At 64.6% G+C, this 21,151-nt stretch carries 19 protein-coding genes, 2 pseudogenes and 1 riboswitch; of the genes and pseudogenes, 16 read left to right on the top strand and 5 right to left on the bottom strand.

The window, feature by feature from the left end; genetic code table 11:
- Positions 1 to 5: 5 nt before the first annotated feature.
- Positions 6 to 1,406, bottom strand: a complete 1,401-nt coding sequence (locus tag LPA37_RS12380; protein ID WP_228978272.1) for a GntP family permease — start codon at positions 1,404 to 1,406, stop codon at positions 6 to 8.
- 334 nt (positions 1,407 to 1,740) lie between these two features.
- On the opposite strand from LPA37_RS12380, the gene LPA37_RS12375 reads away from it, so the two are divergent.
- The 3 genes from LPA37_RS12375 to LPA37_RS12365 all read left to right on the top strand — a co-directional run bounded on the left by LPA37_RS12375 (position 1,741) and on the right by LPA37_RS12365 (position 4,145).
- On the top strand, positions 1,741 to 3,213 hold the full coding sequence (locus LPA37_RS12375; protein WP_324251878.1) for a sigma-54 interaction domain-containing protein: 1,473 nt from the start codon (positions 1,741 to 1,743) through the stop codon (positions 3,211 to 3,213).
- Positions 3,214 to 3,289: 76 nt separating this feature from the next.
- Positions 3,290 to 3,784 carry a BON domain-containing protein gene (locus tag LPA37_RS12370; RefSeq protein WP_229012716.1) on the top strand — a complete coding sequence of 165 codons (495 nt, stop codon included), beginning with the start codon at positions 3,290 to 3,292 and terminating at the stop codon, positions 3,782 to 3,784.
- Between the two features lie 67 nt (positions 3,785 to 3,851).
- Positions 3,852 to 4,145, top strand: a complete 294-nt coding sequence (locus tag LPA37_RS12365) for a hypothetical protein (protein WP_229012694.1) — start codon at positions 3,852 to 3,854, stop codon at positions 4,143 to 4,145.
- Between the two features lie 38 nt (positions 4,146 to 4,183).
- Here the strand turns inward: LPA37_RS12365 and LPA37_RS12360 are convergent, their stop codons facing one another.
- Positions 4,184 to 4,831 carry a helix-turn-helix transcriptional regulator gene (locus LPA37_RS12360; protein ID WP_229012693.1) on the bottom strand — a complete coding sequence of 216 codons (648 nt, stop codon included), beginning with the start codon at positions 4,829 to 4,831 and terminating at the stop codon, positions 4,184 to 4,186.
- A gap of 552 nt (positions 4,832 to 5,383) precedes the next feature.
- Between LPA37_RS12360 and LPA37_RS12355 the strand changes: the two genes are divergently transcribed.
- From LPA37_RS12355 to LPA37_RS12330, 6 genes and pseudogenes are all read left to right on the top strand, one after another.
- Complete coding sequence (locus LPA37_RS12355; protein WP_229012692.1) at positions 5,384 to 5,527, top strand: hypothetical protein; 144 nt, start codon at positions 5,384 to 5,386, stop codon at positions 5,525 to 5,527.
- Between the two features lie 193 nt (positions 5,528 to 5,720).
- Positions 5,721 to 5,927 (top strand): hypothetical protein, encoded by a 207-nt coding sequence (locus tag LPA37_RS12350; protein WP_228978492.1) that lies wholly within the window; start codon positions 5,721 to 5,723, stop codon positions 5,925 to 5,927.
- 133 nt (positions 5,928 to 6,060) lie between these two features.
- Entirely contained in the window at positions 6,061 to 7,260 is a 1,200-nt protein-coding gene (locus tag LPA37_RS12345) for a serine hydrolase domain-containing protein (RefSeq protein WP_229012691.1), read from the top strand.
- Between the two features lie 115 nt (positions 7,261 to 7,375).
- Entirely contained in the window at positions 7,376 to 7,690 is a 315-nt protein-coding gene (locus LPA37_RS12340; protein WP_229012690.1) for an H-NS histone family protein, read from the top strand.
- Between the two features lie 770 nt (positions 7,691 to 8,460).
- A complete protein-coding gene (locus LPA37_RS12335; RefSeq protein WP_228978282.1) occupies positions 8,461 to 10,062 on the top strand; it encodes a peptide chain release factor 3 in 1,602 nt (533 codons plus the stop codon).
- 172 nt (positions 10,063 to 10,234) lie between these two features.
- Positions 10,235 to 10,471: pseudogene (locus tag LPA37_RS12330) on the top strand (MFS transporter); the annotation flags it as partial.
- A gap of 172 nt (positions 10,472 to 10,643) precedes the next feature.
- On the opposite strand, the gene LPA37_RS12325 reads toward LPA37_RS12330, so the two are convergent.
- Positions 10,644 to 11,654, bottom strand: a complete 1,011-nt coding sequence (locus LPA37_RS12325) for a sodium:calcium antiporter (protein ID WP_229012689.1) — start codon at positions 11,652 to 11,654, stop codon at positions 10,644 to 10,646.
- 90 nt (positions 11,655 to 11,744) lie between these two features.
- Positions 11,745 to 11,931, bottom strand: a riboswitch (yybP-ykoY riboswitch).
- Between the two features lie 189 nt (positions 11,932 to 12,120).
- Between LPA37_RS12325 and LPA37_RS12320 the strand changes: the two genes are divergently transcribed.
- The 3 genes and pseudogenes from LPA37_RS12320 to LPA37_RS12310 form a co-directional block, all read left to right on the top strand.
- Positions 12,121 to 14,520 carry a GNAT family N-acetyltransferase gene (locus tag LPA37_RS12320; protein ID WP_229012688.1) on the top strand — a complete coding sequence of 800 codons (2,400 nt, stop codon included), beginning with the start codon at positions 12,121 to 12,123 and terminating at the stop codon, positions 14,518 to 14,520.
- A 167-nt stretch (positions 14,521 to 14,687) separates the two neighbouring features.
- Positions 14,688 to 14,957, top strand: coding sequence for a type II toxin-antitoxin system ParD family antitoxin (locus tag LPA37_RS12315; protein WP_228978287.1), 270 nt, complete (start codon positions 14,688 to 14,690; stop codon positions 14,955 to 14,957).
- Between the two features lie 7 nt (positions 14,958 to 14,964).
- Positions 14,965 to 15,234, top strand: a pseudogene (locus LPA37_RS12310) (type II toxin-antitoxin system RelE/ParE family toxin); the annotation flags it as partial.
- Between the two features lie 196 nt (positions 15,235 to 15,430).
- On the opposite strand, the gene LPA37_RS12305 reads toward LPA37_RS12310, so the two are convergent.
- Both LPA37_RS12305 and LPA37_RS12300 read right to left on the bottom strand, forming a co-directional pair.
- Positions 15,431 to 15,973 carry a hypothetical protein gene (locus LPA37_RS12305; protein WP_229012687.1) on the bottom strand — a complete coding sequence of 181 codons (543 nt, stop codon included), beginning with the start codon at positions 15,971 to 15,973 and terminating at the stop codon, positions 15,431 to 15,433.
- Between the two features lie 118 nt (positions 15,974 to 16,091).
- Positions 16,092 to 16,883, bottom strand: coding sequence for an IclR family transcriptional regulator (locus tag LPA37_RS12300; protein ID WP_228978290.1), 792 nt, complete (start codon positions 16,881 to 16,883; stop codon positions 16,092 to 16,094).
- 251 nt (positions 16,884 to 17,134) lie between these two features.
- On the opposite strand from LPA37_RS12300, the gene LPA37_RS12295 reads away from it, so the two are divergent.
- The 4 genes from LPA37_RS12295 to LPA37_RS12280 all read left to right on the top strand — a co-directional run bounded on the left by LPA37_RS12295 (position 17,135) and on the right by LPA37_RS12280 (position 21,132).
- A complete protein-coding gene (locus tag LPA37_RS12295; RefSeq protein WP_229012686.1) occupies positions 17,135 to 18,187 on the top strand; it encodes a sugar ABC transporter substrate-binding protein in 1,053 nt (350 codons plus the stop codon).
- Positions 18,184 to 19,710 (top strand): sugar ABC transporter ATP-binding protein, encoded by a 1,527-nt coding sequence (locus tag LPA37_RS12290; RefSeq protein ID WP_228978294.1) that lies wholly within the window; start codon positions 18,184 to 18,186, stop codon positions 19,708 to 19,710. The genes LPA37_RS12295 and LPA37_RS12290 overlap by 4 nt, the downstream gene beginning before the upstream one ends.
- Complete coding sequence (locus tag LPA37_RS12285) at positions 19,700 to 20,743, top strand: ABC transporter permease (protein WP_228978296.1); 1,044 nt, start codon at positions 19,700 to 19,702, stop codon at positions 20,741 to 20,743. Before LPA37_RS12290 ends, LPA37_RS12285 begins: the two co-directional genes overlap by 11 nt.
- A 68-nt stretch (positions 20,744 to 20,811) precedes the next feature.
- On the top strand, positions 20,812 to 21,132 hold the full coding sequence (locus tag LPA37_RS12280) for a UxaA family hydrolase (protein ID WP_229012685.1): 321 nt from the start codon (positions 20,812 to 20,814) through the stop codon (positions 21,130 to 21,132).
- Positions 21,133 to 21,151: the final 19 nt, after the last annotated feature.

Here is a 21,151-nt window from a genome sequence, read left to right as displayed (position 1 = left end):
CAGAATCAGACGATCCCGGTCGTGTAGTACACCGTGATCACGAAGAACACCGCCAGCGTCTTGATGACGGTGACCGCAAAGATATCCCGATACGATTGACGGTGCGTGAGGCCGGTTACCGCGAGCAGCGTGATCACGGCGCCGTTGTGCGGCAGCGTGTCCATGCCGCCGCTGGCCATGGCGACCACGCGGTGCAGCACTTCCATCGGGATGTGCGCGGCTTCCGCGCCCTTGATGAACAGATCCGACATCGCGGCCAGCGCGATGCTCATGCCGCCGGACGCCGATCCGGTAATCCCCGCCAGTGAGCTGACCGACACCGCCGCGTTGACGAGCGGATTCGGAATGCTCTTGAGCGCGTCGCTGACCACGAGGAACCCCGGCAGCGCGGCGATCACGCCGCCAAAACCGTATTCCGAGGCCGTATTCAGCGAAGCCAGCAACGCGCCGCCCACGGCAGCCTTGGTGCCGGTCGCGAAACGCTCGCGCACGCGGCCGAACGCCGTCAGCATGACGAGCAGGATGCCCAGGAGCAGCGCGCCTTCCACCGACCAGATCGCGACCACGGCTTTCACCGATGTCGTCACCGGCGCGTGCACGCCCGGCAGGATTTCCGGCGCGACGGTGTAGCTTGCGCCATACCATTCGGGAATCATGCGCGTCAGCATGAAGTTCGCGACGCCCACGAGGACGAGCGGCGCGACGGCCAGCAGCGGATGCGGCAGCGCCTTCGATTCGACACGTTCCGGCTCGTTCACGAGTTCGGTGCCGTAGCCTTCGCCCGTTGCCATCGCCGCACGGCGACGCCATTCCAGATACGTGAGCCCGACCACGATGATGAAGACCGAGCCGATCACGCCGAGCCACGGCGCGGCCCACGAGGTGGTCTTGAAGAACGTCGTCGGGATGATGTTCTGGATCTGCGGCGTGCCCGGCAGCGAATCCATCGTGAACGAGAAGGCGCCCAGCGCGATCGCACCCGGCATCAAGCGCTTCGGGATGTTGCTCTGGCGATACAGTTCAGCGGCGAACGGGTACACCGCGAACACGACCACGAAGAGCGAAACGCCTCCGTATGTGAGCAGCGCGCACACCGCAACGATCACCGCATTCGCCCGCGAACGGCCGATGTAGCGAATCGCGGCGGCAACGATCGATTCGGAGAAGCCCGACAGCTCGATCACCTTGCCGAACACGGCGCCGAGCAGAAACACAGGGAAGTAGAGCTTGACGAAGCCGACCATCTTTTCCATGAAGATGCCGGAAAAAACCGGCGCGACGGCGGCCGGGTCGGTCAGCAGCACGGCGCCAAGCGCGGCAATCGGCGCGACGAGGATCACGCTGTAGCCGCGATAGGCGGCGAACATCAGAAACGCCAGTGCGGCGAGGACGATGACAAAGGACATTAAGTCTCCAGAACTGGTTTGTTGTGCGCACGCGCGTCGACGGCCTGACCGTGGACGCAGCGAGCCGGCGCTCGCGTACGCAGCTTCCGTGCCAATCGCCGCCAGACGGCGTCGGAGTGGGGGTGCCAGGTACGTGAGCGGCCCGCTGTCCAGCGCGCGGCGCGACCGATTGTACATAAAGTCTCGAATTGGAGATTGAAAGCTGCAATCCCGGGCGCCTGAAACATGGCAATATCAAGACAGACGGCCTTGCTGGCGATCTCGACGTTGAGATAAGCTGTCTATATATGTAGACGGCGGCGCACATAAAACGATAGTGGGAGACAGCGACATCATGATGAACGACTGGGCAGGCCTGCCTGATAACTACAGCGATGTATTGCGAAGGGCGATGGATTCGCTCTTTCGCACGTTCGAGAATTTCAGCGAAGGGACCTTTATCGTCGACGCCGATGCGCGTGTCGTCTGGATCAACAAGCGTTACGCGGCGCGTTTCGGATTCTCCGATCCACAGCAGGCCATTGGCCGCGATTGCGAAGCGGTGATTCCGAACAGCCTGATGCGCGACGTCGTCGCGACGGGCAAGCCGATCCTGCTCGATATCCTTGAAACCGACCGCGAGCCGCTCGTCGTCACCCGTCTGCCGCTGAAGGACGACGCGGGCGCGACAGTCGGCGCTGTCGGGTTTGCGCTCTTCGACGAACTCAAGGCGCTCACGCCGCTCTTTTCGCATTACTCGCGCGTCCAGCAGGAACTGATCGCGACGCGTCAGTCGCTCGCGCAGGCGCGGCGGGCGAAATATACGTTCGCGAGTTTCGTCGGCACGAGTGCGGCGAGCCTCGAAGTCAAGCGCCAGGCGCGGCGCGCGGCGCAGGTCGAGTCGCCGGTGCTGCTGCTCGGCGAGACAGGCACCGGCAAGGAATTGCTGGCGCATGCGATTCACGGCGCTTCCGCGCGGGCGAACAAACCGCTGGTGACAGTGAACGTCGCGGCGATCCCGGATACGCTGCTCGAAGTCGAGTTCTTTGGCGCGGCGGCGGGCGCCTACACGGGCGCCGACCGCAAGGGCCGCGTCGGCAAGTTCGAACTCGCCGACGGCGGCACGCTCTTTCTCGATGAAATCGGCGACATGCCGCTACCCCTGCAGGGCAAGCTGCTGCGTGTGCTGCAAGACAAGGAGTTCGAGCCGCTCGGCTCGAACCGGATCGTGCGTGCGGACGTGCGGATCATCGCGGCGACCTCGGCGGACCTGCCGGCACTCGTCGCCGCCGGGCGCTTTCGCGCGGACCTCTTTTACCGGCTCAACGTGCTGACGATCCACGCGCCGCCGCTGCGCGAGCGCGCGTCGGATATCGAAGCGCTGGCGTACGCGATACTCGAGGATCTGTCGTTGAACGTGGCGGGCGCGCATTTCGAGGTGCAGGACGACGCGTTGCGCCTGTTGTCCGCATACGCCTGGCCGGGCAACGTGCGGGAACTGCACAACACGCTGGAGCGCGCGGTGATGCTGTCGGACAGCGAGCGCATCGACGCCCGGGCGCTGGCACCGTTCCTCGGGCCGGCGCGCGCGCCCGTTGCGGCATGCGAAGCGGGCATCGACGTCACGGGCGCGGCCGGCTCAGGTTCCACGGCCGCGACGGATGCCGGGCACGAAACCTGGACCGGCGCGATGGCCGCGTTCGAGCGACGGTTCCTGAGCGACGCGCTGCGTGCCAGCGGCGGCCGCGTGACGGAAACCGCGACGCGTATCGGTATGGGACGGGCGACGCTCTACAAGAAGATCGCCGCTTACGGTATCGAGGTGTGACATGAATCACGGGCGATTCGCCGTGATGCTGCTCGCGACGGGCATCGCGTTCCACGCACAGCACGCGTTCGCGCAGATGGCTTCCACGGCTCCGGTCGCGTCGGCTGCGTCGACTGTATCGGGCGCGGGCGCATCGGCGGTCGAGCGCAAGAACTGGTACAACGACCCGTTTTTCGCGTTGTCGCACGCGGTGGCGGACTGTCCGGTGCCACTCGGTCCGCTGATGACGAGGGCGCAGATGGAAGACGACGCGCACTATCGCGTCGAGCGCGGCACGACGTGCTGGCTCGCGCACAAATGCACGAAGCCCAACTCCTATATGTACGACCCGGACATCGCCGCTGCGATTCGCGCGCGGTTCGCCCAGCCGGAAGAACTCGCCGGCACGAGTATCTGGATCACGGTGCAGCGTCGCTTCGTCTATGCGGAAGGCTGCGCGCCGGCATCGTTCGATGCAGCCGCATTGCAGAAGCGTCTGGAAGCGATTCCCGACGTCGAGCAGGTGTTCATGCGCGTGACGCCCACGCCGGGCGGCCCGCTGCCCTACAAGACGCTTGCGGCGCCCGACTGACGCAGCGCCGCGGCCGCGTGGCAAAATCGCGGGATCGGCAGAACAAGAGATCAACCGGGGTTTTTCAATGAAACGCAATCGTCCGTTCCGCGCGCAACCGCGCTTCGCCGCACGCGCCCTGTCTGCCGCCGCTGCCGCATGCGCGGGCATGGCACTCGCCGCGCTGGCCGGCTGCAGCAGCGCGCCGCCGCTGTTTTCTCCCGATGGTCTGCCCACCACGCAGGTCCAGTGTTCCGCGGCCGGCGGCGATGGCTGCGAGCAGCAGGCGCGCGGCATGTGTGGCGGCCCGTTCGAGATCGTGCGCCAGACAACTGTCGACGGCGTGCGCAACCTGATTTTCGCGTGCAGGAAGGCGGGCTGAATCTGGCCTCAGTCGGCTCACCGCAATGAACCGACTTCCTACTGGCCGCCGCCGTTTCCAGGTAAATGGAGCAGTAGCCGGACCAGATCGGGCTGCCGGTTCGTCGCTGTCTTCTGATAGATCGCCTGCAACTGCTTGCGCACCGTGTCGTGCTGTACGCCGATGCGCGTGGCGATTTCCTTCGGCGACATGCCTTCCGCCAGAAAATGCGCGACGCGGCACTCGGCAGGCGTCAGATCGAACGCGGCGGCGAGCAGGTCTTCGTCGACGGGCGGCGCCGACGGCGGGTGATAGAAAATCAGCATCACGATTGCCCGCAGCCCGAACACGGCCGACACTTCGCCCGGCGCGATCAGGTTATAGAACGCGTAGAGCGTGTCCTGCGGGAATGGGCTCGTGCTGTCCTGAATGCGCATCACGCGATAGCGCGCCGCATCCGCGTGCACGTCGGCGTTGGCGACGCGCAGATGCGCTTCGGTCGCCGCGCAGTCTTCCAGAAAGCGTTGCTGGAACGGCGCGGGCAGCGTCACCTTGCGATTGTTCGTGCGCACCATCATCGTGGTCTGCAGCAGGCGCTCGGCCGCGCCGTTGAGCCGGAGCACGTCGCCTTCCGTGCTCGCGAGAATGACCGGCTGACGCCAGCGGTTGACGAGCGCATGCCCAACCAGCGCGTCCGTCGAAAACACAAAGCGCTGTACCTGAAATTTGACCGCGCGGGCGAGATGCGGCGTCAGGCGTTCGAGTATCGCTATCGCGTCCAGAGCGAATGGACCCTGGTCAATGGTTCTCAGACATGCGAAAAAAACGGTAACCGTTTCATCGTCGACGAGTTTTACGCACGACGCATAACGACGTCCGCCTGGTAAAAGGAATTCCTGAAAGAACCGGTTATTACGGACAAATTCTTCGTCAAAATGCTCGTGACAATGTAACCACTTGAGTACCGGTTGAGACCACAGCATCGAAAGCCGCGGATCAATGTGGTGATAACGGCGGATGTAACCGAGTTCACGGCCTGGAAGCAGATTGAAACCGTCGCTAAATGAAAGCGCATTGTGCTTTTTATCGAAACCAACGAGATGAATGGTTTTCGCGTCAATGAGTTCGGCAAGCTCTGCGTAAAGTACCTGCCAGGTTTCTGAAGCCGTGACGGTGTCATATATCCGGTGTACCAGCCGGTCATACCGTTCTTCGTCCCGTTCCACTGCGCCCCCGTGTCGTCGCGGCCCTGGTGGTCGATGGAAGATTCAACCGGCCGCGCATTTCCGGTCTTTTCCGCAAATGAGGAATATACAGTCCAATTAACCGCCGTTAACCTTGGCAGCCTTTGCGACAATCTCGCGCATGCGGTGGTGTTTTTCCGTGCGGCGGCTAACGGATGAATGGAAGATCCCTGTCTTATAGTCTTCACCGATGTTCCGCAGTATTGCCGTAACATGCGTTTCCTTGCATTTTTCAGACGACGCCGGGCAGAGCGTCGGGAAGCAGGATTTTCCTTTTTCAGGTAAAACGCGTGATTGCGGCACATTTCAAGCGGAGAGAACAGCATCAGAAACAGCAATTCCGGGGAAAGCAATGAATCATCACCAACTCGAAAAAGATATTGAGCATCTGGAACACGTAATCTCGCGACTTTCGGATCAGGATCGCATTCCGCTGTCGTACTGGCGTGACCGGATCGATCGCGTGCTGGGCGCGGCGCTCGTGCCTTCGCAGGCGAGTCGCGTCAAGCGCCTGAATGACGCGCTGCGCGCGCTGGAAGCGCGCATACAGGTCAAATGACACATCCGCGCGCGTGGCCGGCTCGCCCGCCGCGCCACGGTCTATTCCCGTGTGACAATCCTCCGGCGGCGCGGATGCGCCTCGCGCACCGCCCTGTGCGAGTGCCGCTTCACCCGTGCAACCAGGACAACTCATGATCCACGCAGGATTCTCAGCCGCGCGGCTGGCGAAGCTGACCGCGGCCATGCAGGGCTATGTCGACCGGGGCGAGGTGGCCGGTGTCGTGACGCTGGTCTGGCGTCGCGGGGAAATCGCGCAGATGGACACGCTCGGCGCGCTCGACGACATTTCCGGGCAGCCGATGGCACGCAACACGCTGTTTCGCATCGCCTCGATGACGAAACCCGTGACGAGCGCGGCGATCATGATGCTCGCAGAGGAAGACCGGCTGACGCTCGATGCGCCCGTTGCACGCTGGTTGCCGGAACTCGCGAACCTGCGGGTGCTGCGCGACCCGGCTGGCCCGCTCGACGATACCGTCGAAGCTCGCGCGCCGGTCACGATTCTCGACCTGCTGACGCATCGCGCCGGCTTTGCCTATCACTTCACGGCGCTCGGGCCGCTGGCCGAAGCGTATCTGGGCGCCTTCAACGGTTTCGAATCGTCGGAGGGGCCGGACGGCTGGCTCAAACGCATCGCGGCGCTGCCGCTGATGTTTCAGCCCGGTTCGCGCTGGCACTACAGCATTGCAACCGACGTGCTCGGCGTGCTGGTCTACCGCATCACGGGCATGTCGCTCGGCGACTTTTTCCGCACGCGCATCTTCGAGCCGCTCGGCATGCGCGATACCGCGTTCTGGGTGCCCGAGGCGCAGCTTTCGCGCCTCGCTACTGCCTACGCCATCGATCCGGTGACGAAACAGCGGGTTGTCGAGGATCACCCGGAACGCAGCCGCTGGGCCGATCCGGCGCGCTTTCACAGTGGCGGTGGCGGGCTCGTCTCGGCCGCGGAAGACTATCTCCAGTTCGCCCGCCTGCTGCTGGGGCGCGGCCGCGTGGACGATACGCGGTTGCTGTCGCATCGTTCGGTCGACCTGATGCGCTCGAATTTCCTGAGCCGTGACCAGCGCCGGCAGCCGTCGTTCGGGCACATCGTCTGGGCGGGGCAGGGTTTCGGGCTGGGGCTGGCCGTCGTCGACAATCCGGCGCAGCAGCTGCCGCTCGGCTACCGCTCGACGGGATCGTTCGGCTGGCCCGGCGCGTACGGCACCAGCTGGCTTGCCGACCCGGTCGAAGACATGGTCGCGATGATGCTGATCCAGCGGCGCGATATCGAGCTGTTTCCGATGTCGGTCGACTTCGAGCGCCACCTGTACGACGCCATCGACGACTGATTCACGCAGCACGCAAGGCAGGTCGCGTAGCATGCCGGAATGACGGCACATGGCCAGCGTCTTTTCGGACTGGTAAAGTCAGACCGTCATCGACACTGACTGGAGACCCTGCCTCATGGCCAGCTACAAGCAGTTGACTGCGCAACTCGAGAAGCTTCACAAGGAAGTCGCGGTCGCGCGCGAGAAGGAGATGGCGCAGGTCGTTGCCGACATCAGGCTGCTGATCGAAGAGTTCGACATCACGGCTGAAGAACTCGGCTTTGCCGCCTCCGGTACGAAGGGGACGAAGAGCGCGAAGGCAAAAGGCCTCAAACCGGCGTTGCCGGCGCGCTATCGCAATCCAAAAACCGGTGAAACGTGGAGCGGACGTGGACGCTCACCAGGATGGCTCGCCGGCAAGAATCGCGAACGCTTCCTGATCGAAAGCTGATCAGCTGCACAACGCAGTGTGTGGTGCTGTGCGCTTCGTGCGTACGCGGGTGAGTTGCGCTGCTGCCGCTTCTGCACCGTTTCCTCTGGTCCCGAAAACTCTCACCTTTGACGATCGGCCGCTCCCTGTTGCCGCAGATGGAACGATGCCTCGACGTCCGTGCGCCATGTATCGCGACGCGACACCGGTGTCATGCAACGCGGCCTCGCATGATGACTGCGCGAGGTGAACGCGCAGCGCGTGTGTTATTCCTCGTGTCTCGCAAAGCCTTCCAGTAAAAGGCTCTCCGCCCGACAGGACCATGCGTGCATCGCGCTGACGATCGACACTTCAGCGATGTTATCGGCTCGATATGCACGCACGCGTGCATGCCATCGTGGTTCACCCGCGTGCCTTCGCTCTTCACCTGAAACACGTCGCCAACGCCATTGCCGGGCAGGTCCCGAAAACCCTCACCTTTGCCGGAAACCGGGCCCGTGTCACCGCATGCGCCATGTCCGTTTCGATTGCGTGGGCGCCGGAAACAAGGCCCCTCACGCTGAACGAAGCCAGCCGGAGCTGATCGGCCGTCCGACGGCCTGCCCCGTTTCCCGACGCGGGCGCCCATGACGTGTATCATTCGTCCCGGCGCTGTTCTGTGCCGGGATTTCCCGTTTTTCGAGCGGTTTCCCCCACCTTCGCCGCCCGCGTCTGGCACAGCCGGCGCACCAGCCAGCGCCGGCCGTACGCCGTGGCGCGCGCTCGAACCCCTACCGTGATTCCCAGCACCGATGTCAGTCTCCGAACTCAAACGCCGCCGCACCTTCGCGGTCATTTCCCACCCCGATGCGGGCAAGACCACGCTTACCGAAAAGCTGCTGCTGTTTTCGGGTGCGATCCAGATCGCGGGCACCGTGAAGGGCCGCAAGAGCAATCGCTACGCCACGTCGGACTGGATGGAGATCGAAAAGCAGCGCGGCATTTCGGTCGCGAGTTCGGTGATGCAGTTCGAGTACGGCGAAGCCGTCATCAACCTGCTCGACACGCCGGGCCACGAAGACTTCTCTGAAGACACGTACCGCGTGCTGACCGCGGTCGACGCCGCCGTGATGGTGATCGACGGCGCGAACGGCGTCGAGGCGCAGACGCTGAAGCTGCTCGAAGTGTGTCGCAGCCGCAAGACGCCGATCGTCACGTTCATCAACAAGCTCGACCGCGAAGTGCGCGAGCCGCTCGAACTGCTCGACGAAATCGAGCAGCATCTTGGCGTGGCGGCGGTGCCGTTCACGTGGCCGATCGGCATGGGCAAGGATTTCCAGGGCGTCTACGACATCCAGCGCGACCAGGTGCGCGTGTTCCGCGCCGGTCAGGACACGGCCGGCGGCGCAGTGGAAACGCTGCATAACCCTTCCGATGAAGAAGGCGAAAAGCGCTTCGGCCAGGCATGGATACGTGCGAAGGACGAGATCGAGCTGATCACCGGCGCGTCGCCGGAATTCGATCGTGAAGCGTTCCTGGCCGGCGAGCAGTCGCCGGTACTGTTCGGCTCGGCGATCAACAACTTCGGTGTGAAGGAAATTCTCGACGCGCTCGTCGACCTCGCACCGCCGCCTTCGATGCGCATGGCCGTGCAACGTCCGGTCATGCCGGACGAGCCGAAGTTCACGGGCGTCGTATTCAAGGTGCAGGCCAACATGGACCCGTCGCACCGCGACCGGGTGGCGTTCATCCGCGTGTGCTCGGGGCATTTCGAGCGCGGCATGGCGCTGAAGGTGACGCGTTCGGGCAAGACGTTCCGCGCGAGCAATGTGGTGACATTCCTGTCGCAGCGCCGCGAAACGGTCAGCGAAGCCTACGCGGGCGACATCATTGGCATTCCGAATCACGGCACGCTTTCGCTCGGCGATACGCTGACCGAAGGCGAGATGCTGCAGTTCGTCGGCCTGCCGTTTTTCGCGCCGGAAATTTTCCAGACCGTCGAGGTGGTCGATCCGATGCGCGCGAAGCAGCTGGGCGAAGCGCTCAAGCAACTGGGTGAAGAGGGCGCGATTCAGGTCTTCCGTCCGGACCTGGGCGGCCTGACGATCCTGGGCGCGGTCGGCCAGCTGCAGTTCGAAGTGGTGTCGCACCGGCTATCGACCGAATACAAGGTCGACGTGCGGATGGCGCCCGCGCGTTACCGCATGTCGCGCTGGGTGACGTGCGACGATCCGGCGGAACTGCGCCGCTTCACGGATTCCTACGCGGCGCGGATCGCGCTCGACGCATCGAACGCGCCGACGTATCTTGCCTCGCACATCTCCGAGATCGAGGTCGCGCAGAAGGCATGGCCGAAGATCGTTTTCAACGAACTGCGCGAGCATTCCGGCGCGCCGTTCAAGAAGGCGATGTAGCGGGCAGCGTTCCGTTCACACTGACGATTCCGTGATGCTGGTCGAAGGAATATCATCGAGCGATCTCACCGCCGGGAACAGAGCCGCGTCCGCCTGCCGATACGCGGCCCGATGACAGAAAACGCCCGACGAGGCGATCTAACCCAGCACAGGCGATGCCTGAGGAGACAGTATGGCGACGGAAACAGCACCGGACACGAACCCCGCGGCTGCGGGGGTTCAGGCGAAGCGCCGCACGCGGGTCAGGTTCGGCATTCTTGCGCTGCTCGCGGTCGGCACTGCGATCAATTATCTCGACCGGTCCGTGCTCGGGATCGCCGCACCGGGACTCAGCAAGGAGCTGGGTCTGTCGGCCGTGGCGATGGGCTTCGTCTTCTCGGCGTTTTCGTGGACCTACACGCTCGCGCAGTCTCGCCGGACCTGCCGCGAAGACTGATTCCCCGATCTGACGATGCTTGAGGATCCGGCGCAGCACGATGCGCGGTCAAGAAGACATCGCCTTACCGCTCATATGTGAGCGATAAGGCGGGTTTACAACTCACGTACGAGCGCTAAACTATCACGCCGACCGGGCAGTCGCGTCATCGCATCAACGTAATGCCGAGGTAGCCGAGGTAGAGCAGCCCGTTCACGAGCAACGCCCAGATCGCGAGACCGGGCGCGCGCGAATTGATGCGTATCCACGCGGCCGCGATCAGCGTGATGACGATGCCCGTCACCACTTCGATACGCGGCTCCCACGGCGTCAGCAGGATACCGATCGCGGGCAGCAGGGTGCCCTGAAACACCATCGCGCCGGTGATGTTGCCGAACGCGAGCGTGTCCTTGCCGCGACGGATCCACAGGATGCTGTTGACCTTTTCCGGCAGCTCGGTTGCGACCGGAATGATCAGCAGCGAGAGCAGGAGCGGCGAAATGCCGAGCCCTTCGGAGACGCCGCGCACGCCGTGGATGAAACCCTCCGCACCCCAGACGAGCAACGCGACGGCGAGCAGCAGCTGCACGCCGATCGTGAGCAGGGTGGCCGGCAGGCCGATGCGCGCGAGCAGCATGCGGCCCGGTGCCTCGGTGCCGTGTCCTTCCGCGACGAGACCGCTCGATGCGCGGAACGTCATCGCCACATACGTCACGTACACGCCGACCAGCGCGACGCTGAAAAGCGCGCGCACGGACGTGCGTTCGTGCGGTACGTACATCGCTACCGCAGCAAGAAAGAACGCGAACAGAAAATAGTTGAGGTCGCGGGTAAAACCGGTGCGCTCGGGCACGATGCGTCCATTGACGCCACGCGTACGCAGCACGGCGAGCGTCATCAGAAACGTCGACAGCGTGGAGAGCATCAGCGGCGCGCCGAGAATCGCGCCGACGCCAATCTCCTGGTTCACGCCACCAGGCCCCGTGCTGCTGGCGATGGCGAGGAGCGGCACGATCGTTTCGGGCAACGCGGTGCCGACGGCCGCGAACAGCGAGCCGGTCACGCCTTCGGAAATTTTCAGCCGTTCGCCGAGGTGTTCGAGTGCGTTCGTGAAGAGCTCGGCCGCCACCAGAATGACGACCAGCATGATGGCGAGTTCGACGAGGAGTGAGGTCACGCGCATCCCTCCGCACGGCAAGCGCGGGATGGCGTATCGATGGACGATGCGGCTGGAAAGGAACAGCGATGCTTCACAGGGAGTCTCCGGGGCCGGACGTACACGAACCATGACGCACCGCTTCCCGTCCGACCCGGGACGAAGCAGTACGCCAATGGTCTCGCCAGACCGGTGCGGTCGAATGCGCCATGGCTCGAGGCGACTGAACCGCCGGGCCAGATATGTTGACGCATTCTCCTCCGGGGAAGGAGGAAGGCTACTCCCCAATGACCGGGCGATTCTAACGGCACGCGGCACTTTCAACAAGCTTGCCGCCCTGGATTCGCCATGCCGCTGCGGGATCCGGGCGAGCCCGGCGCGCCGACTTCGCCTATCCTGTTGGAGGATGCGCACGTCCGTAGCGCCTGCGTGCCTCCTCCCTGCCTGGGTCGACCCGGGCTCATCTTCTCGCTCTCGCGGAGTGCCTGTGACCGTTCGCAATCTCGACGCGTTGTTCCGGCCGCAATCCGTTGCCGTCATCGGCGCCTCGAAGCGCGCGGGCAGCATCGGCGAAATGGTGTGGACACGCGTGCTCGACGGTGGCTTCGGCGGCGCGCTGTGGCCGGTCAATCCGAAGTGCGACGAACTCGACGGACATCGCGTGATGGCCGACGTCGGCGATCTGCCCGGGCCGCCAACCGTCGCGCTGATCTGCACGCCGCCCGCGACGTGGGCCGCGATCGTGCATCGTCTCGGCGGCATGGGCACGCGCGCGGCGATCATCGTCGGCGAAACGCGCTGCGATGAAGACCGGACCGCGCTGCGCCACACGCTGGCTGCGGCGAAGCCGCATTTGCTGCGCATTGTCGGGCCCGCCAGTCTCGGCGTCGTGACGCCCGCGCTCGGCGCGCATCTCGGCGCGCCGTCGTGCACGGTGAAGGCAGGTGGCGTCGCGTGGGTCTCGCAGTCGAATGCGCTGACGAACGCCGTGCTCGGCTGGGCGCATGCGCGCGGGCTCGGCTTTTCGCATGCCGTGGCGCTCGGCGACGAAGCGGACGTCGACGCGGGCGATGTGCTCGACTATCTCGCGAGCGATCCGGGCACACGCGCGATCCTGCTCGAACTCGATACGGTGCGTGCGGCACGCAAGTTCATGTCGGCCGCGCGTGCCGCGGCGCGAAACAAGCCGGTGCTCGCGTTGCGCGCGGGCCGCTCCGATCCGGCCGATGCGCTCTACACGGCCGCGTTTCGTCGCGCGGGGATGGTGCGGGTCGATTCGCTGGACGATCTGCTCGATGAAATCGAAACCCTGGGCGTAGGCCGCGTGGCCGCGAGCGATACGGCGACGCTGATCACCAGCGACCGCGGCGTCGCCGCGCTCGCCTGCGACGCCTTCGCGGCATCAGGCGACACGCTCGCGCGCTGGCCCGACGACGCCACCGAGGTCGTCGCCAACGCGCTGCCGAAAGCGACGCCGGGCAACCCGTTGCTGCTCGGCGACGATGCGCGGCCCGAGCACTTCGGCATCGCGCTCGAAATGCTGGCGCCGAGGCGCGCGACAGGCACGGCGTTCGTGGTCCACGCATCGACGCACAGCGCGCCCGCCGCAGAGGTAGCGCGCGTGCTGTGCGCCCAGCAGAAATTTGCGTATCGCGGGCTACTGGTGTGTTTTTTTGGCGGCGTCGATACCGCGACGCGCGATGCGCTGCACGCGCACGGCATTCCGGTGCACACCACGCCGCAGCGTCTTGCGAGCGCGTTCGCGCGTCTTGTCGATTACCGGCTTGGCCGCGAATTGCTGATGCAAACGCCGGAAGGCTTGCCCGCGCAACTGCCCGAATCGATCGACGCGGCGCAGGCCCTGGCATGCGCCGCGCTGACGGCGGCCGAAGCGGGGCAGGTGGCGGACGCGACGACAGTCAGGCTCACCGGCGAGGAAGCCGCGCGGCTACTCGGCCACTTTGGCCTCGTTGTAGAGCAGCAGGAATCGGCGGAGCGGGCGATCGTCGACATCGCGGTTGAACTGCATGACGACGAAAACTTCGGCCCCGTGTTCCGCTTCACGGCGCCTTCGACCGATGGCGTGTCGCCGCCGATGCACACGTACGGTTTGCCGCCGCTCAATCCGGTCCTCGCGCGCGACATTGTTGGGCGTTCGCCGTATGCGCGCCTTGTGTCCGCGGAACCGTCACTGGTTGCGTTGACCGGGCTTTCGCAGGCAGTGTGCGACGTGCGCGAGATCGTCGGACTCTCGCTGACGCTGCGGGTGTTCCAGACGCGCACCGTGCTCGTCGCGCCGTGCGTGCGGCTTGGACGCAAGCGCAGCCGCCTTGCGATCGTGCCGTACCCGCGCCGCTTCGAAGAGACGCTCGACTGGCACGGCCTGCGCGTCACGATCCGGCCGGTTCGCCCCGAAGACGAAGCCGCGCACAACGAGCTGGTGAAAGCGATGACCGCCGACGATCTGCGTCTGCGCTTTTTCGGCGCGGTACGCAGTTTCGATCATTCGCAGCTCGCGCGGATGACGCAGATCGATTACGACCGCGAGATGGCACTGATCGCGACGATCACCGACGAGCACGGTTCGATGCACACGCTTGGCGTCGTGCGCGCGATCGCCGATCCGGATAACGAAACGGCTGAATTCGCGGTGGCGCTGCGCTCGGACCAGAAGGGACGCAAGCTCGGGCGTCTGTTGATGGAGCGGATCATTGCGTACGCGCGGGCGCGCGGCACGCACTGGCTCGTCGGCGAGGCACTGCGCGAGAACACGCCGATGATCCGGCTCGCGCAGGCATGCGGCTTTAGCGTGACGAAGACGGAGGACCCGGGTGTGGTGGGGTTCCGGATGGCGCTGGATGAAGAGGCGGGCGGTAGCGGGGCGTGAGGGTGACTATGCCGAACGTTCTATTTATCGGAATGTCGTTCTGCTTTACGCTTCGTATTAGTTAGTTATACGGAGTGTGATCATGGTGAAAGTAGCAATATTGAACGGGCGTCGCCGGGCAGGATGGTGTAGGATTAAATCCTATACATTTGGCTCGGAGAGTCGTCATGCGTTCCACCCAACAATTCAGCATCACCTTGCCGAACGAAATGGCTGACATGGTGCGGTCAAAGGTTGCTTCTGGCGAGTACGCCACTGAAAGCGAGGTGATCCGCGATGGCCTGCGCACGCTGGTCGCTCGCGATCGTGCCGTCGAGTCATGGCTGCGCGAGCAGGTCGCGCCGGCCCACGATGCACTGGTGGCCGATCCCTCACGGGCACTTGGCGTAAGCGAGGTGCGCTCGGCGCTTGCCGCCAGACGAAAGAAAGGAACATAGAAAACGCATGACGACACCGCCGGTCAAGTTTGCGCCTGAAGCGCTCTCGCAACTCGAGGATATCGAGCGATATATCGCCGAGGCTGCTTCGCCGGCGCTGGCGGCGCGCTACGTCGATGGCATCCTTGCGTATTGCGAGAGTTTGCGGATCTTCCCGCGCCGGGGCACACGTCGCGACGACATACGACCGGGCCTGCGTATTACCAGCTACCGCCGGCGAACAGTCATTGCGTTCGCGGTTCGTGAGGGACAGGCATTCATCGAGGGTGTGTTCTATGGTGGCCAGGATTATGAGGGCTCACTGAATCCTGATCCAGGTGTGACGATGAGCATCGCATGGTCACAGAACACCGATACCTCATCCGCTGTACGGGATAGCGGTGAGCAGCCAGATCGCGCGCAAATGAAAGGCGCAATCCCATGCGCCTTTTCGCAGCAGCCTGGCCCGCCCATGTGGCCAGTTGTACGGCCAGTTACGCCGCCAGCTTCGCCGCCTGCTCCTCGACCTGCGCGCGCGACACGGCCAGTTCTTCAAGCCACGCTTGCGCATACACAGCGCCGGTTTCCTTTTCCAGGCGCGCGATCGTCGCGGCGCACCGGAGCACGTCTTTCGGCGTGGCGATAAAGCCCTTCACCGACTGGCCGCCCGTGAACGCTTCGAACAGCGGCATGCGGATTTCCTCGGGCAGCGCGCGCGTCCATTGATATGGCTTGCCGTTGAACGTGAACGAAGGCGGCAGCACGCGTTCCTTCTTCGCCGCCGGGATCAGGCCGAAGGTGCGCGCTGCGTCGGCGATCTGGTCGGACGAGAACAGCTCGTCGGGCGTGATGTCGAACTGCCGGATGTGCGCTTCGATCGCCTGCATCGCCGCTGCGCGATCGTCGCGTTTTTTCTGCGCGCGCGCGACGATGTCGCGCAACTCGTCGGCTTCCCCGCTCGTGATCGTGAAGCTGGCCTGCTTCTGCTGAAGCTCGGAAAAACGCTGGAATTCGTGATCGTTCAGAAGTTTAGCCATGACGTATACATTGGGCGCGCACGACACGGGAATCGTGCGGCGGTTTCGGAAAGGGCCGCTATTCTAACGCGTCCCGCGCCTCGCACAAGTCCGTTCCCGCCTGCCCCTTCATTCGTCGTCAGACACGCTCGCGAAACATCGAAAGCGCGTCGACCGTCTCGCGCAGCATCGCCGTCGCCGCTTCGAGCGTGGGCGCGACATACTCGTCGATACGGCGCAGATACGGACACGTCATCGCCGCGATCGCCTGGCCGGATGGCCCGAGCACGGGGAACGTCAGGTCGGTGACGCCGACCGTCTGCTGGCTGTCCTTCCGCGAAAAACCCGCCTTGCGCGTCTCCTCACATACGCGTTCCAGCGCGTCGCGATCGATGGTGACTTCGCCCTTCACCTTCGTATGTTCGGCGAGCAGATGCGCGCGCTGCTCGGGCGTCTGGAACGCGAGCATCACGCGGCCCGAGCCCGTGTCGATCAGGCCGACGCGCGAACCCAGCCGCACCGAAATGCCCCACGTGCCCGGACCGTCGACCTGCGCGATCACAAGCAGATTGCCGCGGTCGTACACAACAAGGTGACACGATTGTTCGGCACGATCGGCAAAGCGCTGCATGAGCGGCAGGGCTTCGGAGATCAGCCGGTTCATCGGCGGATGCCGGTGTCCGAGCGCGTACAGCTTCAGGCTCAGCGAATAACGGTCGCCGCCCGGCGAGCGCACCACGTACTGCCGCGCGACGAGCCGCTCCAGCATCCGGTACATCTCGCTCGCGTTGCGGCCCAGCAGTTTCGTGATCTCGGCGCGCGTCAGGCCGTCCTTCTGCTCGGCCAGCAGTTCGAGGATATCGAGACCCTTGTCGAGCGCGGGCGCGCGATAGCGGTCGGCGTCGTCCTTGTCTTCCAGATCGGTTGCCATCGTGTTTCAGGTCCTCGTGCAATTCATCGGCTGCCTGGCGCGTGAGTGTAGAGCGTTGCGCGCGGCGAGCCGCCAGGGAAAGTACGGACACGTGGTACAGCGCAATTCCCTTGACTTAAGAAAGTTCGCATATGAATAATACGTTCATTGGTGAATGAAAAACCACCAATTTATAAGAAAGCGCATGGCAACGTGCCGGATGCCGACTCTCGGCTTCCAGCGGTTCAACAACGCATATCCCGGAGACAAGCATGTCGAATCTGGCAACAGGGCAGCACACGGCCCGCCGTTTCATTCGCAAGACGTTATCGCTCAGCCTCGCCGCCTCGTGCGTCGCGGGCGCGGCCCTCGGCACGACCGCGCACGCCGCGGAAGTCGGCAAGATCGGCCTCGGCCTGCCGATGCTCACCTCGCCGTTCTGGCAGTCGTACAACAACTACCTGCCGAAGTACGCGAAGCAGATGGGCATCGATATCCTCGCGCCCGTGAACTCGAACGGCGACCCGGTGCAGCAGATCACCGACATGAACAACCTGCTGAACCTCGGTTCGAAGGGTATCGTCGTCGGGCCGCTGGATTCGGCGGCGATCAGCCGCGCGCTGGACGCCGCCGCGGCGAAAAACGTGCCGGTCGTCACGGTCGACGTGGCACCGACGCAGGGCAAGGTCGCGATGGTCGTGCGGGCCGATAACCACGCGTACGGCGAGAAGGCGTGCACCTACATCGGCGAGCACGTGAAAGCGGGCAAGGTCGTGCAGATCATGGGCGATCTCGGTTCGGTGAACGGACGCGACCGCTCGGAAGCGTTCCGCACCTGCATGAAGAAATTCCCGGCGCTCACCGTGCTGGAAATCCCGGCGGGCTGGAAGGGCGACGTCGCGGCGACCGGGCTCGACAGCCTGCTGACCGCGAACCCCGATGTGAAGGGCATCTACATGCAGGCGGGCGGCGTGTATCTGTCGCCGACGCTGCAGACGCTGCGCCGCAAGCAGATGCTGTATCCGGCGGGCAACCCGAAGCACGTCGTGATCGTCAGCAATGACGGCATTCCGCAGGAATTTGACGCGATCCGCCGCGGCGATATCGATGCAACGGTGTCGCAGCCGGCCGACCTGTACGCGAAGTACGGCCTGTACTACATCAAGGCCGCGCTCGCCGGACAGACGTTCAAGCCGGGTCCGACGGATCACGGCAGCACCATCATCGAGCTGGCGCCGGGACGACTCGAAGACCAGTTGCCCGCACCGCTCGTGACGAAGGCGAACGTCGACGACAAGAGCCTCTGGGGCAACACCGTCAAATGAGTGAAATGACGTCCTCCGCTGTGTCCGCCGTGGTCGAAGCGCTCGATGTGACGAAGCGCTTCGGTTCGACGGCCGCGCTGAAAGACGTGAGCATCCGCGTGATGCCCGGCGAGTCGCATGCACTCGTCGGGCGTAACGGGGCCGGCAAATCGACGCTGGTGTCGATGCTCAGCGGCCTGCGCAAGCCGGATGCCGGCGAGGTGCGTTTCGGCGGCGTCGCGGCGCCGCCGATCGCGGATCGCGATGCCTGGCGCGAACGCGTCGCGTGCGTCTATCAGCATTCGACGATCATCCGCGATCTGAGTGTCGCGGAGAATCTGTTCATCAACCGCCAGCCGGCACGGCATGGCGTGATCGACTGGCCGGCGATGCGGCGCGATGCGCGCGCGCTGCTGGACCACTGGAAGATCGATGTGCGCGAGGACGCCCGTGCGGGCGACCTGTCCGTCGAAGCGCGCCAGCTCGTCGAAATCGCGCGCGCGCTGTCGTATGGCGCGCGGTTCATCATTCTCGATGAACCCACGGCGCAGCTCGACGGCGACGAAATCAAGCGCCTCTTCAAACGTATTCAGGAACTGCAGCGCGAAGGCGTGACGTTCCTCTTCATCTCGCACCATCTTCAGGAGGTGTACGAGATCTGCCAGGCTGTGACGGTGTTGCGCGATGCGCGGCATATCGTCAGCGCGCCGGTTTCCGCGTTGCCGCGCGAGCAGCTGATCGAGGCGATGACGGGCGAGCGCGGCGGCCTGAACGTCGCCGATGCCGCGGCGCGCGAAGCGCTGCCGCACGACACGCCGGTCGCGCTCGAAGTGGCGAATCTCGCCGGTGTGGATTACGACGACGTGTCGTTCGCCGTGAAGCGCGGCGAAGTGGTCGGCCTGACAGGCGCGACGAGCAGCGGACGCACGAGCGTCGCCGAAGCGATCGCGGGCCTGCGCAACATCAAGCGCGGCGAAATCCGCGTGGACGGCAACGTGCTGCCCTCGGGCGATGTGCCCGCCGCGCTCGCCGCCGGCATTGGCTGCGTGCCGAAGGACCGTCATCACGAAGGCCTCGTACTCTCGCAGTCGATCGCGGAAAACGCGTCGATGACGATCACACGCTTGCTGGGCAAATTCGGCATTGCACCGCCCGCGAAGAAAAACGCGTTCGGCCGGAAGATGATCGACGCGCTCGGCATCGTCGCGCAGGGACCGGAGCACGTCGTGTCGGGCCTGTCCGGTGGCAACCAGCAGAAAGTGGTGATGGCGCGTGCGCTCGCGACCGATCCGGACGTGCTCGTGCTGATCGACCCCACGGCGGGCGTCGATGTGAAATCGAAGGAAGCGCTGTTGTCCGTCGTGGACCGCGTGCGCGAGGACGGCAAGGCCGTGCTCGTCGTCTCGGGCGAACTCGACGACCTGCGCACCTGTGACCGCGTGCTGGTCATGTTCCGTGGCCGCGTCGTCGCCGAATTCCCGGCAGGCTGGCAGGACCACGACCTTATCGCCTCAGTTGAAGGAGTCAGTCTCCATGAAGAATAGTGCGCCCACGCCCGCGTTCGCGACGGGTCAGGCACAGGCCGGCGCGCCCGTCGCGCAGCGCCGCCGCGCGCGGATCGAATTCGCGCGTCTGCGCGACCTCGCGCTGCTGCCGGCCATCGCGCTGCTGCTCGTGATCGGTGCGTTCGTCAGCCCGAGCTTTCTGACGAAGGCGAACCTGATCAGCGTGCTCGGCGCATCGGCGGCGCTTGCGCTCGTCGTGCTCGCCGAATCGCTGATAGTGCTGACCGGCAAGTTCGATCTCTCGCTCGAATCGACGGTCGGCATCGCGCCCGCAATCGGTGCGATGCTCGTGATGCCGGCGGCGTCCGCGGGCTTCGGCCTGCAATGGCCGACCGCGATGGGCCTGCTCGCGATCGTGCTGGTCGGCGCGGTAATCGGCTTCATCAACGGCTTTCTCGTCGTGCGGCTGCGGCTGAACGCGTTCATCGTCACGCTCGCGATGCTGATCGTGCTGCGCGGCATGCTGGTCGGCGCGACGAAGGGCGGCACGCTGTTCGACATGCCGTCGTCATTCTTCACGCTCGCCACGACCATCGTGCTCGGCCTGCCGGTTTCGGTGTGGCTCGCGGCCGCCGCGTTCGCCATCGCTGCGTTCATGTTGCGCTATCACCGTGTCGGCCGCGCGCTCTACGCGATCGGCGGCAACCCGGAAGCGGCGCGCGCGGCGGGCATTCGCGTCGAGCGCATCACGTGGGGCGTGTTCGTGCTCGGCAGCATGCTCGCCTCGATCGGCGGCCTGATCGTGACGGGTTACGTCGGCGCGATCAACGCGAATCAGGGCAACGGCATGATCTTCACGGTGTTCGCGGCGGCGGTGATCGGCGGTATTTCGCTCGATGGCGGCAAGGGCACGATGCTCGGCGCGCTGTCCGGCGTGCTGCTGCTCGGCGTCGTGCAGAACCTGCTGACGCTCGCGCAGGTGCCGTCGTTCTGGATCCAGGCGATCTACGGCGCGATCATTCTCGGCTCGCTGATGGTGGCGCGGCTCGCGGGTGGCGAAGGTCAGAACTGACCTGAAACGCGAAACGCTGGAAGAAGCGCTGGCGGAAACACGCCAGCGCGCATCACGGAGACACTATTTTGAGCAGTTCATCAACCGACCCGCGTCTCATCCTGCTGACGCCGCAGGACAACTGTCTGATCGCAGGAGCGCGTCTCGAAGCCGGGTCCGAGGTCATGATCGAAGGTGAGCGTGTCACGCTCGCGAAGACCATCGATCTCGGCCACAAGGTCGCGCGGCGCGCCCTCGTCCAGGACGAAAAGGTCCTGCGCTACGGCGCGGTGATCGGTCACGTGACCGAAGCCGTCGCACGCGGCGCGCACCTGCACACGCACAACCTCGAAAGCGATTATCTGCCGACCTACACGCACGACGCGGGTCACGCATTCGTGCATCACTGAACACGGCGTTTCGCCGTGC

This window comes from Paraburkholderia gardini (assembly GCF_907164545.1).
GTDB classification, from domain to species: domain Bacteria; phylum Pseudomonadota; class Gammaproteobacteria; order Burkholderiales; family Burkholderiaceae; genus Paraburkholderia; species Paraburkholderia gardini.
This window is presented reverse-complemented; position numbering and strand designations above follow the sequence as displayed.